A 14845-nucleotide genomic window follows, 5' to 3' on the forward strand; every position below is an offset into this window, starting at 1 on the left:
TCGCGAACCGGAAAGGTGACTGAGCGGAATCCTCCCAGGCACCAGGAAGACGCGGGTCAACTCGAGGCGGTCAAAGGAGTGATCACGAAATAGGCTCTGAAGATTCTCTTACACAGACGCCCGCGCCTTTCGTCGCTCGGCGGCGCAACGACCGATCGATGTGACGCTTTCGGAATCGGAAGGGTATGACCCGAAGAAAACCGTGGCCGTCAATTGCATGAGCGTGCGTGCAGGCGTTCCTCATCGATCTGGCGCGGTTCGTGGAGACGCGCGGCTGGCTCGTTCGGCAGGATTCCGGCCAGACGGCGCGGCCTGCAGCGTCGGCGACAATTTTATTAAGGCACTAGCGCTAAGAACGATTTCTTGACTAACACTTGGCGCTAGTAAAGACTTCGTTCCCAGGGAGGTCAGCAAGGAACGCTCTTGTTCCTTGCTCGCCTCGATCCGAACGAAGCCGTTCCAATTGGCGTCACGAAATGCCGAAGCGAACCACGGGCCGATACGAGAGCGTAACCGCAGGCGGGGAGAAGATCGATGCGTTCATCCCGTTCGATCTGCCGCCTGCACGTCCGGCGCTCGTAATTGAAGGCAAGCTCGAACTTCGTCTGCGGGAAGCCGAGCAGGCGCTGGCCAGGCTCGATCTGGCAGGCGAGATGGTGCCATCCCTCGATTGGTTCATCTACGCCTTCGTGCGCAAGGAGGCTGTGATCTCATCGCAGATCGAGGGCACGCAGGCTTCGCTCGTGGACCTTCTCGCCTTCGAGGCCGCGGAGGAGCCGGCGCCCAATGCCGATGTGGAAGAGGTTACGAACTATCTCGACGCACTTGCCTATGCGCGCGGCCAGCTTGCCGCTGCGCGTGGCCTGCCGCTTTCCATGCGGCTTCTGAACGAGGCGCACAAGCGGCTGATGCGGGACGTGCGCGGTTCGAACAAGCAGCCCGGAGACGTGCGCCGCAGCCAAAACTGGATCGGGGGAAGCCGGCCAGGCAATGCGGCCTACGTTCCGCCGCCACCCGACAAGCTTCCCCAGCTTCTCAGCGAATTTGAGAAATACATCCACGTCGAGGATCCGCCACCGAAGCTGGTGCGGGCGGGTCTTCTCCACGTGCAGTTCGAGACCATTCATCCCTATCTCGACGGCAACGGGCGGATCGGGCGGCTCCTGATCGCGCTGCTCTTGGAGCACTGGGGCTTGCTGAAGGCGCCGCTCCTCTATCTCAGCCTGTTTTTCAAGCGACACCGGGAAGAGTACTACCGGCGCCTCAATCTGGTCCGGCTGGAAGGGGACTGGGAGGGCTGGATCGACTTCTTTCTCGATGGGGTCGCCACGATTTCCGATGAAGCCGTCGCCTCGGCGCGGGAACTATTCAATCTCGTATCCGCGGACCGGGTGCGACTGCTCGGAGCCCAGTCCGCCTCCGTCTCGGCAGTGAGACTGTTCGAGCAATTGCCGCGTCATCCGATCGTGAGCGTTGCCTCGGTCATAAAGTTGATCGGCGCAAGCAAGCCGACCGCGACGCGTGCGATCGAGGCGCTGGCCGAAGCCGATATTCTCGTGGAAACCACGGGGAAGAAGCGCGACCGCAGCTTCGCCTATCGCGCCTATCTGAAGTGCCTGCGAACCGGAACGGAATTGGACAGCGGCGACTGATCGCTACCAACCGCGAGATCATGCAGAGCCGACATCCTAGGACCAGCATGTCCCATCTTGTGCAGCGTCCTTTGCGTGGGAGCAGAACCAAACGGAACGATACGGGAAGAGTTCCTATTTTGGCCCACGAAAAAGACAATGAAATCAGATATTTGAAAACGTCCTCCGGGCCCACCAAAGTATTGGATTTTATTGCGAAAAAGTGGCCTCGGCCCAAAATGTTTTGGGCAAATTATGGGCCCAACAAAAAAAAGCGGCCGATAAGCCGCCCTGCACCGGTCCGATTGAAACCATTCATTTGATGACGCATAGCGGTGTCCGCTGCTTTATAGCGTCGCGTTTCGCCTCCCGCTTGTTGATGGCGGGGCGATGTCGACGGCCATCCGCTTCTTGTTGGCCTTCCGTACGTACGCGTCCGTCACCGTCATCGAGGAATGTCCCATCGCTTCCATAATGGCGCGTGCCTGGATGTTGCATTCGGCGAGATACGTGCCGAAGGTGCGGCGCAGACGGTGCAAGGTGTAGCCGTCCGGAATGCCGGCCTGCTTGTTCCAATGTGCCATCATGCCGGTGATGGCGACCGCAGCAGCATTCGGTAGTCGCCGCTGCCTTGGGGCCCTTGGTCCTAAGATAAGATCTACGCCGGAACCGTGCTAGGATGGCCGCCACGCGGCGCGACTTGTCGTGCTTCAAAGCGCTCAGGAACGATTGTAATGCTCAATCCAATCTCCATAATGGCCGACCGGCTCGGCGATTATCTGTCAGAACTCTATCTCCAGTATTTCTCGCATCGCAATCCGGAATATGCGAGTTACATAGGCGGGGCGGCCCGCCTTGTCCTGGAGCGCATCGGCAATTCGAACGCGCTCTATCACAACATCGAGCATACACTGATGGTTACGCTCGCTGGCCAGCAGATCATCCGCGGCCGGCTGCTTTCGGAATCCCTGACTCCCGATGACTGGCTGCATTATACCTGCGCGCTGCTTGTCCACGACATTGGCATGGTGCACGGCGTATGCCAGGGCGACACCGAGGACAGCTTCGTCATTAACGACGCCGGCGACCGCCATACGCCACCGCGGGGCGCCTCCGACGCGGTTCTTGCGCCCTATCATATCGAGCGCGCCAAGATCTATGCGCGCCAGCGTTTTGCTTCCTCGAAGTTCATCAACGAGGAGCGCATTGTCGAGGCGATCGAGATGACGCGCTTTCCGGTGCCGAACGATCCGGCCTACCAGGTCACCAACACCGAGCCGGCGCTGGTCAGGGCCGCGGACCTGATCGGCCAACTCGCTGATCCCTTCTACCACCGCAAGCTGCCGGCGCTGTTTGCCGAGTTCTCTGAGATCGGAATGGTGGAAAAGCTCGGCTGCAAGACCGCCGCCGATCTCGGCGCCATCTTCACCGATTTCTTCACGCTGCAGGTAGAGCCCTATATCGGCGACGCGATCCGCTATCTGGAGCTGACGACCGAAGGCAAGCAGTGGATCGCCAACCTTCACAGCAACCTCTTCCAGTCCGGGCATCGCCCAGCCAGGATCGGGCCGTTCCCCGGCGTGTTGCAGCCGACCTCGGCGAGCCTTTCGGTGTAACTTAAGAGCCCGGGATTGTTTCCTTTTCCACCTGTGCCAAGCCGGCATCCGGCGGCTGTCGACGAAGATGAACGCCGGGTCGAGCTGCCTTGCCACGATCGCGAGAAGGCGAAATGCTCAACATGCCGCATTTGGGGTTCTCGACGGCATTGAGGCTTGCCCGGACCGGAATCCGGACGAAACCCTGATGGCGAACCGGTTGAGATTGGCCGATGAGGTTCGGCTGGCCTGTTAGCTCAGGCCGGAAGGCGAGCTTGGCGCCCGACGCCTGGTACTAGACGAACCGACATGATGATCACCAGCCAGCTTGGCGCTTCTGCCGCGTCGCGTTGCGGCGTCCGATATGTCAGTTTTTCCGTCGCGATCCCATGTCGTCTTTTCTCCGAAGCTGACCTTCGCGGAACCTATTGCAATTGTCCGAATCGGGTTGTGGCGTGTCAGTTCACTTTCCCGGACATCTGAGTTCACCGTTGGTGATGCACATCGCAGCGACAGTAAGCACCTTTGCGCTTGCCTTGAAGGCATCCTATTCTGGAGGGTAGTAGCCGCTCGTGGGCATAGAATGTCGGTACTGCGTTTCTTAAGAATTTACGCGCCGCTCAACGCGCTGCTGGCTGCGACTGGGCTTGTGGCGGTGGCTACGCTCACGACACCGGATATGTCCGGACGAAGCAGACTGGCTCTGGCTGCCGTGCTCGCGGTCATTTGGGGCGTCTATCTCCTGGAACTGGCCGAGACGCTGCTCAAGCGCCGGGCGGGAGACGTTCGGGACAGGACGGCGGCAATCGCCATTGATGTGCTCGCGGTTTTGGTTCCACTAGCCGCATTTCTGCTCGTCGGCACGCCCGACCGGAGCCTCTACTGTGCTGTCTGGCTGCTGAAACCGCTGCGCGACTCGACTTTCTTCCCGCTGCTGGGCAGGATCCTGACCAACGAAGCGCGCAACCTGATCGGCGTCACCACGGTCTTCGGCATCGTTCTATTCGGTGTTTCGCTCGCGGCCTATGTCATCGAGCGCGACGTCCAACCGGAAAAGTTCGGCAGCATCCCCCAGGCAATGTGGTGGGCGGTGGTCACGCTGTCCACTACCGGCTATGGCGACGCTATTCCGCAAAGCTTCGCCGGCCGCGTCCTTGCCGGGGCGGTCATGATGAGTGGCATCGGCATCTTCGCGCTCTGGGCTGGCATTCTTGCCACCGGCTTTTACCAAGAAGTCCGTCGCGAGGATTTCGTCCGTAATTGGCAATTGGTCGCCGCCGTGCCGTTGTTTCAGAAGCTCGGCCCGGCCACACTAGTCGAGATCGTGCGCGCATTACGACCTCGCATCGTGCCGGCGGGCGCTGTGATCTGCCGCAATGGCGAGACCGGTGATCAGATGTTCTTCGTCGTGGAGGGGCGCGTCAGCGTCGCGACGCCGAACCCGGTGGAGCTTGGCCCTGGCGCCTTCTTCGGCGAGATGGCGCTGATCAGCGGCGAGCCGCGCTCGGCGACCGTCAGCGCCATAACAGTGGTCTCACTCCTGTCGCTGCACTCGGCGGATTTCCAGATGCTGTGCAGCAGCAGCCCGGAGATCGCGGAAATCATCCGTAAGACCGCGCTCGAGCGGCGCGGCGCGGCACCTAAGGGTTGACCGTACTAGGTGTTCGTCAGGAGGAGGATGCGACGGCAAGGCTGCCAATTGCCTGCCGATGGTGGCTGGCTGGAACTACATGGTGCGGCTCTATCGGCCACGCGCGGAGGTTCTGGACGGCACGTGGAAGTTCGGTCATTCAGAGGGCCGCAACTGTGCTTGCGCTATCATATCAGAAAAACCTAATGTAAGCCGCGTCTGGCCATTGAGCGCGCCCGCGGCGCACTTGGATTGGCCGCTATCCATCGGGTGGGCATGTGGAGCACGCAAAGGGAGGACAAAATGAGACTGGCTAAGTCATTTGCATTTGCTGCTTCTTTGCTCTGCATTGTCTGCGGCCGCCCAGTCGGCTCGCGAGGACATCGAAGCGGCGTTGACAAAATTCATGGATGCCTTCAACAGCGGAAACGCGGCAGCGGTGGGTCAGATGTATACCGACGATGCCGCCCTGCTGCCGCCCGACGGCAAGCGCATCGATGGCCCCAAGCGCGTGGAAGAATTCTGGCAGGGCGCAATCAAGGCCGGGATGAAGAATCTCACCCTAAAGGCGCTGGAAGTGGAAGGGAGCGGGAATCTCGCCTACGAAGTTGGCGCATTTACGCTCGGTGTGCCGAGCAAAGCGGCGACCCCTCCACCGTCGCAGGCAAGTACATTGTCATCTGGAAAAAAGGCGACGATGGGACATGGCGTCTGCATCGGGACATCTGGAACTTGGGTGCGGCCCGATAGGGATGCCGTGACCCCTGAGACCGGGGAGGGCGAAGTGTCCGACGAACCAATTACCGTTCTGATGGTCAATGAGTATCCTCACTACATTGATGCACAAGTATGGGCTGCTGAGCTAAAAAGCCGTGTGCCGCAGCTGGAGTTCAGGCTCTGGCCAGACGCCGGGGACAAAAGTGACATAGATGTTGTGCTGATCGACAAGGGCGCCAGTCCTGGCTTTTTTGACGCCATGACGGGGCTAAGCGCCGTCGTCTATTTGGGGGCCGGTGTCGAGGGTATTGATCTTCAGAGCATTCCCAAGAGTGTTCCGCTCATCAGGCTCGCAACCTGGGACCGCATACGCAGCAGGATCACGTTCGTCATGTCCGGCGCTTTGCCGCGTTCCTTGGCCGCGCTCCCGACACCGCGGCGCCCGACGACATCCGGCGCTTCCAGCTGTATCAGCACGAGAACGGCGTGGGCCCTGCGACGATCAACGGCGCGGTGTCGGCGCTGCGGTTCCTGTTCACCGTGACGCTGAAGCGGCGCGATCTGGCACGCGCGCCGGTGGTCACCCGATATCCGCGCAAGCCGTGGCCACCACTAGATCCAGATGGTCAGATCCGTCGCTCTCCTCAATAAGCCGGTATTCCTTATCGACGTTGGCTGACTCGTTCTCCATCAATGCGATTTGCGCGTCGCTAAGACCGGATAGCTTTTTCGGCTGCGACGTATCGGCAAGCTGCGACTGCGGCGTCGCGCCAACCCGGGATTTTGCGTAGTTGATCGAGAACTTGTTCATCGCGATCATCAATTGCGCCGCCTCGATCTGACGAACCGGGGCCAACTTCCGTAGTTCAATGAAACTATTCGTTGGCACGAAACGGTCATTGAGCATTTCGGCCACTTCCGGGCAGATTCCTTTCAGTGAGAGTCGAATCGGCATTCCGCAATTTCCAGGACAGAAATCTGGCGGTGTTCTGGCCCACGGCCAAGTGGTGCCGTGCGCGTCTGTTGGCAACACCTTAACCCGCTCCGCCAAGTATTTTTGTGTAACGTCGTTCGCGCTGCCAATCAGGCCAGCAAAGTATCCGACCGGCTCTCGGTCATCCGCCAGCGGCCATCGAAGCGCCTCTTGACTGCGCAGGCTGGACGTCAGGAAGCGGACGTTGCCGGTGTTGGATTCGGTCGAGCACGCGGACACAATTCCGTCCGAATGTCGCCATGCAGGAGCGCGCCTCAGGGGACGCTCACATCCCGCCAGCTACGAAGCACACATCGGCTGCAGATAATGGGTGTCAGCAGAACGTCCGCTTCAGCCAAATGCTTCCCGATAGCGTCGGTTCATTCTCAATCGCCACACTTTCAGATTGGTCCAAGAAGGGCGGCTCTCGGCGCAGCCTGCGACTTCCGAGATCTGCGCTCCCGGCGGCTATGGTGCAACCGTGAACTTCCTAAGGCATTTCAATCAGTTCCCCATACGTCGATCAGCATCTTGAGAAATCGCTCTGCCGCCGGCGACAAGGTGCCGCCGCGACGGCGAACCACGCCGATAGTGCGTGATATCTCGGGATTGCGGATGGGGCGGGTAATCAGAAAAGGATGGTCTTCTTGCGGGGTTGCCATTCGTGGCAGCACCGAAATCCCGAGGCCTGCCTCCACCAGCCCGAGGGAGGTGGACAGATGCGTTACCTCGTAGAACCAGCGAAGCTTGATGTTCGATTTGGCCAGTGCCGCGTCGAGCAGCGTTCTGTTGCCACTTGATCGATGAACCGTGATCAGATGATAGGGCTCCAACTCCGCCCACTCCACCCATGGTTTTGCTGCAAGCAGGTGATCCTTGCGCGCTGCAAGCACGAATGGGTCTTCCGCGAGCCGCTCGAAGGTCAGGTCCGGATCGGACGTGCCCATGATGTTTATGCCGAACTCCACCTCCCCGCGTGCCACGGCCTGAAGACCGTCGGTCGCCGGCAAGTCCAGGATGCGAAAGCGGATGTTCGGGTACTCCTCATTGAACTGTCGGATGACGGTGGGCAGGAAGTAGAATGCCGCGGTAGGGAGGCATGCGATCGTCACCAATCCGCCTCGATTGGGTCCAACGTCACGGACAGCAAACAGAGAGCCATCGAACTCCTCCAGCATGCGTCGGACGAGCGGCACGAGCTCTGTACCCAGAGCAGTCGCGGATACACGCCTGGTCGTCCGCTCCAGGAGGGGCGACCCGATAACCTGTTCCAGCTTTTGAATGCGTCGACTCAACGCAGGCTGTGACAGATGCAAGGCGTCGGCCGCGCCATGGAAGCTCTCCAACTCTACGACGCTCAGGAAGGCGCGAAGATCAAGGATTTCGCAATTAATGCTCATCTTGCATCAATCCCCCGATTCTTAGCATTTCACAAATGAAAGCCTTCTTCCGATAATTGGATCAAAGAGCGCTGATTGATACGGCGGTGACATAATTCTGATGGAAGCACAAGCGATGAACGACCTGTTCGCGATCCCTTGCGTCCTGATGAGAGGCGGCACCTCGAAGGGTCCGTTCTTCCTGGCAAGCGATCTTCCCGCGGCTGCCGCGCAGCGTGACGAGATCCTACTGTCCGTCATGGGCTCGGGCCATCCGTTACAGATAGACGGCATCGGTGGCGGCAACCCGGTCACGAGCAAGGTGGCTATCGTCGGACCTGCCAGCATTCCTGGCGCCGACGTGGACTATCTCTTTGCCCAGGTGCGGGTCGATCAACAGATTGTCGACACTTCGCCGAACTGCGGCAATATGCTGGCTGCGGTCGGTCCGTTTGCCATCGAAGCTGGACTTGTCCCGGTTCGTGGAGAAACGACGCTCGTCCGAATCCACAACGTCAACACCAGCAAGCTGATCGAGGCCGAAGTTCCCACTCCAAACGGCAGCGTCTCCTATCTCGGTGAAGCTGCGATTGACGGCGTGCCCGGCCGTGCGGCGCCAATCGCACTGACCTTCATGGACGCAGCGGGGGCCCGTACGGGACAGCTGTTTCCCACAGGCAGACCAGTCGACTTGATCGATGGTGTGGCTGTCACCTGCATCGACTGCGCCATGCCGATGATATTGATCGAGGCAAACTCGATCGGCGCAAGCGGCTTCGAGTCAGCGGCTGAACTGAATGCCGATAGGGAATTGCTAGCGCGGCTGGAAAAGCTGCGCATCGCCGCCGGCGAACTGATGGGCCTTGGAGACGTTTGCAATCAGGTAACGCCGAAGCCGGTGCTCATTTCCCGGCCAACGTCGGGAGGCGATATCAGCGTACGGTATTTTATGCCTCATCAATGTCATCCGTCGCTGGCAACCACGGGCGCCGTAGGGATCGCCACTGCCTGTATCAGCCAGGGCACGGTTGCGTCGCTCCTGATCGGCGTGCGTGCGCCCCCAGTCGTGCTTTCCATAGAGCATCCAAGCGGCCACCTGGACGTCAAGCTGTATGAAAGGGACGGCAAAGTCGTCGCCGGAATCCTTCGCACCGCCCGCCGGCTGTTCGAAGGACATGTATTCGCAAAACCTGTCACGCAACTGGGTTGCGCGGCATAATAACCGTGGCCGCCGGGAGGGCGCCACAAACAGGAGGAGAATATTATGCGCAAGCTCATGCTCGCCCTCGCGGCAACCGTCGCGTTTGTCGGCTCCGCGTTCGCGGAACCGGTCCGCATCAGCGTCGGCTCTTACAATCTCAACAATCTTCCATTTCCGGTCGCCCAGGGGCTCGGCCTTTATGAAAAGGAAGGCCTGGAGGTGACCGTCGAAAACTTCGCATCGGGCGGGTCAAAGACACTTCAGGCGCTTGTTGCCGGCTCGACTGATATCGCCGTCGGCTTCTACGACCATACGATCCAGATGCAGGCGCAGAAGAAGGCCGTCGTGGCCTTCGTGCTACTCGCTCGCAATTCCGGTCTCGTGCTGGCAGGCGGCAGCAAGAGCACGTTCGACCCGGCAAAGCCTGAAACGATCAAAGGTGCGAAAATCGGTATTACTTCGCCGGGCTCGTCTTCCGACTTTTTCGTTCGTTACTATTTGCAACGCCACGGACTGACCGCGGACGACATTTCGCTGATCGGCGTCGGCTCCGGCTCCGCCGCCGTTGCGGCGATCGAACAAGGAAAGGTCGACCTGCTCGTCAACTACGATCCGGCGGCGACCTTCATCGAAGCCAAGGGTGTCGGCAAGATCCTGATCGACGCGCGCAGCGACGAGGGCGCCAAAGCGATCTACGGTGGGATCTACCCGACCTCGGTCCTATATGCCACGCAGAGCTTTATCGAGGCCAATCCGGAAACCATCCAGAAAGTCACCAATGCGACTGTCAAAGCGCTTGCGTGGATGGATAGCCACTCCGCTGAAGAGATCGTCGAAAAGCTGCCGAAGGAGTTTATTTCCGGCGATCGTGACACCTACGTCAAGGCGGTCGAGAACGCGAAAGCGATCTTCTCAAAGGACGGGCGCATCAACGAGGAAGACATCAAGACGCCGCTCGCCGTCCTGAAGAGCTTCAACGAAAAAGTCGCCGCGGCTGAAATCGATCTTGCGAAAACCTACACGAACGAGTTCGTCGGCAAGGTCCCGAACGTCCCCGCCAACTGACAGGAGGAGGTCATGGCATTGGCCATAGTAAAAACCGCCCCCCCGGCGAACAACCGTCATCAAGCAAAGTCGATGGTTTCCCTCGACGCGGTCACCATGGCCTTCGGTGCCTATGTGGCGGTGCAAGATGTAAATCTGAAGGTCTCCGATGGCGAGTTCCTCGCCATCGTTGGCCCAACCGGCTGCGGCAAGAGCACGATACTCAATGCGGTTGCCGGCCTGCTGAAACCAGCGAGTGGCACCGTATCAATCGATGGTCAGCCGGTGCGCGGGATCCAGAACGACATCGGCTATCTCTTCCAGCAGGATGCATTGCTTCCGTGGAAGACCGCGATCGAGAACGTGGAACTCGGCCCCATGTTCAAGGGTGTCGGCGCTGCCGATCGTCGTGGGCAGTCGATGAGATGGCTGGCGAAAGTCGGGCTCAAGGGCTTCGAGCATCGCTATCCGCATCAGCTTTCAGGCGGTCAACGCAAGCGGGTGCAGATGGCACAGGTGCTGATTACTGGTCCCAAGGTTATCCTGATGGACGAGCCTTTCTCGGCGCTGGATATTCATACCCGCCACCTGATGCAGAATGAGCTTTTGCGGCTTTGGCAGGAGGAGCGGCGCGCCGTTGTGATGATCACACACGACCTGGAAGAGGCAATTGCTCTCGGTGATCGGGTCGTGGTGCTTGCCGCCGGACCATGCTCGCACGTGATCGACAGCTTCCCCGTCGACCTTGAACGCCCACGCGACGTCGCCGAAATCAAGCTCGATCCACGCTTCATGGATCTTTATCGCAGTATATGGTCGTCCCTGCGCGGCGAAGTGGAGAAAAGCTATGAACGCCACGACTGAACGCTCTATCCAGGCCGCGCTTTTGGTGGCAATTGTCGGCGGCTGGCAGCTCGGTGTTATGGCAGGGGTGATCGACGTCTTCTTTTTTCCGGCGCCGGTGGACATCTTCAAACAGATTGTATCCTGGGTGATAGACGCCAGCTTTTATAGACATGTAGCGATCACCCTGACGGAAACCGTGCTCGGCTATTTGGTCGGAACGGCACTTGGCGTGGCGGCAGGCGTATGGCTCGGTCTCAGCCGTTCGGCCGCGCGCATTCTGGATCCTTTCATCAAGGGCCTGAATGCAATTCCCCGTGTCGTGCTTGCGCCTATCTTCGTACTTTGGCTCGGCCTCGGTCTCTGGTCCAAGGTGGCGCTCGCGGTCACGCTTGTGTTCTTCGTCACCTTCTTTAACGCCATGCAGGGCGTCCGTGAAGTGAACCCGGTGGTGCTATCGAACGCCCGCATTCTGGGAGCCAAGCGGTCCGACTTGCTTCGCCACGTCTACTTCCCCGCGGCGGCAAGCTGGATTCTGTCGTCGTTGCGCACATCGGTCGGCTTTGCCGTCGTCGGGGCGATTATCGGCGAATATCTTGGCGCTTCGGCCGGGCTAGGCTATCTGATCGCTCAGGCGGAAGGCAATTTTGATGCGGTCGGCGTCTTCGCAGGCATCCTGATCCTGGCGATCTTCGTGCTGATTATCGACAGCATCCTGGACGTCGCTGAGAAGCATCTCATCAAGTGGCGACCGAGTGCTACCGAACGGCCTGCATAACGATCATTAGCGGGGACCGAGAAGCCTGTTCACTGGCGTTCTCCCTTTGGCCAAGAAGGGAGAAGCCCACTCACTGGGAGGTATCGACTTTCCAGCCCTCCAAGTTCCGTTCCCCTCAGAGTTGTTTGGGCGGAGCCTACCAGCATAATGGACGGCGATCGGCCGGGTGACGAGTCGGCGGAACAGTTCCCCGAGCACCGGCACTGGAGGAGGAAGGTCGGGCGCGATGACATCCACCTGCTTCCGTCCGGCGCCATGCGGCTGCCCGGCATGACATGCGGATGGTGCCGCAGCGCCCGTTCCGATGAGTGGGAACATAGGTGCAATGCCAGTGCGCGCACCGAGATGCTTGGGATCCGCCCCGATCGTCGGCATCGTCTACGACCCCCTGCTGGCACAATTCTGCCCTCAGGCGCGAACCGGTTCGCGCCTGAGCGCAGAATACTCATGGTTCAGGGAAGCCTCTATGCGCATAGGAACAACCGCGTCCGGCACGAAGCCGGTCGCGGGTTTGATCTCGGGCGGATGTGATCAGAGCCGCTCAGCCCGGATTTTCAGGATCTGATACAGCATGTTCCGAATTCCCTGCCAAACGGTCAGCCGCTTGGTCATGCCTTCCCCTCCTGTTCATCGCAGATGCCTGGGTTGCGGGTCAGATGATCTGTGCTGCCAACGCCATACCGACCACCGACGTGCCGACCCCTGCCGTGCGGATGGCTCCCGGCCAGCGCCGAAGTGTCAGGGCGGCCAACGCGCCGGTTGCGTGAAGAGCCGAGGTGGCGACCACGAAGCCAACCGCATAAGCGATGCCGCTCGACGTCTCGGGAACTTCGACGCCGTGGGCATTGCCGTGGAAGAGGGCGAAAAGGGCAGTCAGCGAGGCAGCCACAGCGAGCGGAAACGGCTTGGCAAGCATCATCATGGCGCCGAAGACTACCAGCGATAGCGCTATGCCGGTTTCCAGTGAGGGCAGGCCGATGCCGGCGACACCGAGCAGGGCGCCAGCGACCATCGCCGAGACAAAGCACGACGGCACGATGATGGTCCCCCTGCCGCCGGCGCGAGCGGCAATGATGCCGACAGCCATCATGGCAAGCAGGTGGTCCATACCGGCCAGCGGGTGCTGAAGGCCGTGTACAAACCCATGGGCATGAAAACCGCCGCTATGGGCGAACGCCAATGAGGGGATGGGGGTTGTGGCGGCTGCCAGGGCGAGTCTGCCGAAGAATGAAAGCGTTCTATTCATGGTTCTGGACCTGTTTGATAGAGGTGCGATCGGTTCAAGGCCGGTGCTCATTGTCCGGCCCCTGGCATGGTGAATTGTGCGGCGCCGGACCTGTCCGCCAGAAGCCGCGCCTCGCCGAAGTCGAGGGGTCTTTGTCCCCTGCCATCATGGTAGACGAAGGCCAGGCGGCGCCGGCGCGACGTCAGTTTCGCGGGCAGCGGGTGATAGGTGACGCCGGCGCCACCAATCAGCGGCATGACGGCGCCGACATCGACCATGTCCTGCGTCTCGACGCGCAGGAGATGCAGCCGCATGCCGTCGGCGGTTTCGCCGACGAAGGGAATTCCGGCGAGGCGCAGGAAACTGGAGGGGTCGGGCGCCCGCGAAAACCCTTCGAGAAACGCGGTCTCGACGAGATCGAGATCCGTCGCCCGCGCGTCGGCGGGTTCGGGCGCATGATGGTGCGGTAGATGCGGGGTCTGCCATTGCAACGGCTTGCCGGCCGGCCCGTTGTGGCCGACGGGGTGCGGATGGTGATGATAACCGTTCGGCCCGTGATGGTGGCCGTCGCCATGATCATGGTCGTGGTGATGATGATCCTCGTGCATGGTCAAAAGCTCGTCGGCTTGTCGATAATGGATTTGTGCTTGCCGAGATTGCCGTGCGCGACCATCGAGCCGAGCGCCTCGACGACCACCCGCACACCAAACAGCGCCGTGATGTCCGACGTGTCGTAGGGCGGCGACACCTCGACCACTTCCAGTCCGCAGATGCCGGGCGCAGAGACGAGCCCGAGCAGCTTTAGCGCCTCGCGCGGCAGGAACCCGCCCGGCTCCGGCCAGCCCGTGCCCGGCACGAAACCGCAATCGATGCTGTCGACATCGAAGGAGATGTATACGGCGTCGGTGTCCTTCCATGCGAGCTCGAGCGCGATCTCCGCCGCCTTCTCCAGCCCCATCTGTTCGATATCGGAGATCGTCAGCACGTTGGTGCCGCGCTTTCGCGCCTCGGCCACGCCGTAGCGGGGCACCTGCCAGCCGCCGATGCCGAGTTGCACCAGATTGGTGGCCGAGACGTTCGGCAAGTTGGTTGCCCAGTACCAGGGCGTCGTGTGCATGCGTTCGTCGAGATCCTTTTCCTGGATGTCGATGTGGCGATCGAAATGGATGATGCCGATGCGCTTGGAGGTCACGTCGGCAATGCCGCGCACGCACGGAAACCCGATCGAATGGTCGCCGCCCAGCATGATCGGCAGCGCGCCGGACGAGGCGACATGGCTGACGCCCTTGGTGATCTGGTCGAAGCTCTTTTCGAGATTGGCGGGGATGGTGAAGACGTCGCCGGCGTCGCAAAGCGTCATCTGCTCGCGCAGGTCGACACCGAGCTCGTAATTGTAAGGCGTGTAGAGCGCCGAGATGCGGCGAATGCCTTGCGGCCCGAAGCGGGTTCCGGGCCGGTAGGTGGTGCCGCTGTCGAAAGGAATGCCCATGACGGCAGCGTCATACCTGCCGACATCGCGGACGTTCTCGACATAGGGCGCCTTGAGGAAGGTGTTGATGCCGGCGAAATGCGGCAACTCGCCTCGCGCGAATGTCGGGATCGACTTGTCGATGATCGAATCCGATCCGGGCAGGCCCATGTCGAGTGCCCATTTCTGTTCCTTGCGCCAGCCATCCTCGGGCAGCTTTCCTTCCGCCTCGATCGACTTCCAGCCCTGCATGTCGCGGATCTCGAAGTTCGGATGGTGGAAGCGTTGGCGTGGCTCGCGGTCGGTGAGCCCGGCGCGGCGATGCCGGCGTTCTGGACTATCTCTGTGCATGAAAACCTCC

At 60.5% G+C, this 14845-nt stretch carries 14 protein-coding genes and 2 pseudogenes; 9 read left to right on the forward strand and 7 right to left on the reverse strand.

Features of this window, described 5'->3' with window-relative positions:
• Positions 1 to 476: 476 nt before the first annotated feature.
• A complete protein-coding gene (locus NKH70_RS09475) occupies positions 477 to 1652 on the forward strand; it encodes a Fic family protein (RefSeq protein ID WP_352917018.1) in 1176 nt (391 codons plus the stop codon).
• A 326-nt stretch (positions 1653 to 1978) separates the two neighbouring features.
• Here NKH70_RS09475 and NKH70_RS09480 read toward each other — a convergent pair whose 3' ends face one another.
• Complete coding sequence (locus NKH70_RS09480) at positions 1979 to 2218, reverse strand: tyrosine-type recombinase/integrase (protein WP_352917016.1); 240 nt, start codon at positions 2216 to 2218, stop codon at positions 1979 to 1981.
• Positions 2219 to 2365: 147 nt separating this feature from the next.
• On the opposite strand from NKH70_RS09480, the gene NKH70_RS09485 reads away from it, so the two are divergent.
• The 4 genes and pseudogenes from NKH70_RS09485 (at position 2366) to NKH70_RS09500 (ending at position 6224) form a co-directional block, all read left to right on the forward strand.
• A complete protein-coding gene (locus NKH70_RS09485) occupies positions 2366 to 3247 on the forward strand; it encodes a metal-dependent phosphohydrolase (protein WP_352917014.1) in 882 nt (293 codons plus the stop codon).
• A gap of 562 nt (positions 3248 to 3809) precedes the next feature.
• Positions 3810 to 4877: a cyclic nucleotide-gated potassium channel gene (locus NKH70_RS09490; RefSeq protein ID WP_352917012.1), complete on the forward strand. Its 1068-nt coding sequence runs from the start codon at positions 3810 to 3812 to the stop codon at positions 4875 to 4877.
• 373 nt (positions 4878 to 5250) lie between these two features.
• Positions 5251 to 5481, forward strand: a pseudogene (locus NKH70_RS09495) (YybH family protein); the annotation flags it as partial.
• A gap of 449 nt (positions 5482 to 5930) precedes the next feature.
• Positions 5931 to 6224, forward strand: a complete 294-nt coding sequence (locus NKH70_RS09500) for a phage integrase N-terminal SAM-like domain-containing protein (protein ID WP_352917047.1) — start codon at positions 5931 to 5933, stop codon at positions 6222 to 6224.
• Here NKH70_RS09500 and NKH70_RS09505 read toward each other — a convergent pair.
• Both NKH70_RS09505 and NKH70_RS09510 read right to left on the reverse strand, forming a co-directional pair.
• On the reverse strand, positions 6154 to 6786 hold the full coding sequence (locus tag NKH70_RS09505; RefSeq protein ID WP_352917010.1) for a plasmid partitioning protein RepB C-terminal domain-containing protein: 633 nt from the start codon (positions 6784 to 6786) through the stop codon (positions 6154 to 6156). The two genes, NKH70_RS09500 and NKH70_RS09505, sit on opposite strands and share 71 nt — an antisense overlap.
• A gap of 260 nt (positions 6787 to 7046) precedes the next feature.
• Positions 7047 to 7946, reverse strand: a complete 900-nt coding sequence (locus NKH70_RS09510) for a LysR family transcriptional regulator (RefSeq protein ID WP_292661417.1) — start codon at positions 7944 to 7946, stop codon at positions 7047 to 7049.
• 115 nt (positions 7947 to 8061) lie between these two features.
• Between NKH70_RS09510 and NKH70_RS09515 the strand changes: the two genes are divergently transcribed.
• Genes NKH70_RS09515 through NKH70_RS09530 form a run of 4 tightly spaced genes read left to right on the forward strand, consistent with a single transcriptional unit; the run spans position 8062 to position 11791 of the window.
• Complete coding sequence (locus NKH70_RS09515; protein WP_352917008.1) at positions 8062 to 9144, forward strand: 4-oxalomesaconate tautomerase; 1083 nt, start codon at positions 8062 to 8064, stop codon at positions 9142 to 9144.
• Positions 9145 to 9189: 45 nt separating this feature from the next.
• Positions 9190 to 10191 (forward strand): ABC transporter substrate-binding protein, encoded by a 1002-nt coding sequence (locus tag NKH70_RS09520; protein WP_352721389.1) that lies wholly within the window; start codon positions 9190 to 9192, stop codon positions 10189 to 10191.
• 12 nt (positions 10192 to 10203) lie between these two features.
• Complete coding sequence (locus NKH70_RS09525) at positions 10204 to 11034, forward strand: ABC transporter ATP-binding protein (protein WP_352917005.1); 831 nt, start codon at positions 10204 to 10206, stop codon at positions 11032 to 11034.
• On the forward strand, positions 11018 to 11791 hold the full coding sequence (locus NKH70_RS09530; RefSeq protein ID WP_352917045.1) for an ABC transporter permease: 774 nt from the start codon (positions 11018 to 11020) through the stop codon (positions 11789 to 11791). Before NKH70_RS09525 ends, NKH70_RS09530 begins: the two co-directional genes overlap by 17 nt.
• Positions 11792 to 11923: 132 nt before the next feature.
• Here the strand turns inward: NKH70_RS09530 and NKH70_RS35790 are convergent.
• From NKH70_RS35790 to NKH70_RS09545, 4 genes and pseudogenes are all read right to left on the reverse strand, one after another.
• A pseudogene (locus NKH70_RS35790) lies at positions 11924 to 12169 on the reverse strand (IS91 family transposase); the annotation flags it as partial.
• Positions 12170 to 12443: 274 nt separating this feature from the next.
• On the reverse strand, positions 12444 to 13037 hold the full coding sequence (locus tag NKH70_RS09535; RefSeq protein ID WP_353025158.1) for a HupE/UreJ family protein: 594 nt from the start codon (positions 13035 to 13037) through the stop codon (positions 12444 to 12446).
• A gap of 47 nt (positions 13038 to 13084) precedes the next feature.
• On the reverse strand, positions 13085 to 13624 hold the full coding sequence (locus tag NKH70_RS09540) for a hypothetical protein (protein ID WP_353015616.1): 540 nt from the start codon (positions 13622 to 13624) through the stop codon (positions 13085 to 13087).
• 2 nt (positions 13625 to 13626) lie between these two features.
• Positions 13627 to 14835, reverse strand: coding sequence for an agmatinase family protein (locus tag NKH70_RS09545; protein ID WP_352916999.1), 1209 nt, complete (start codon positions 14833 to 14835; stop codon positions 13627 to 13629).
• Between the last annotated feature and the right edge of the window lie 10 nt (positions 14836 to 14845).

Origin of the sequence: Mesorhizobium sp. M0991 (genome assembly GCF_040318915.1) — a bacterium.
Taxonomy (GTDB): domain Bacteria; phylum Pseudomonadota; class Alphaproteobacteria; order Rhizobiales; family Rhizobiaceae; genus Mesorhizobium.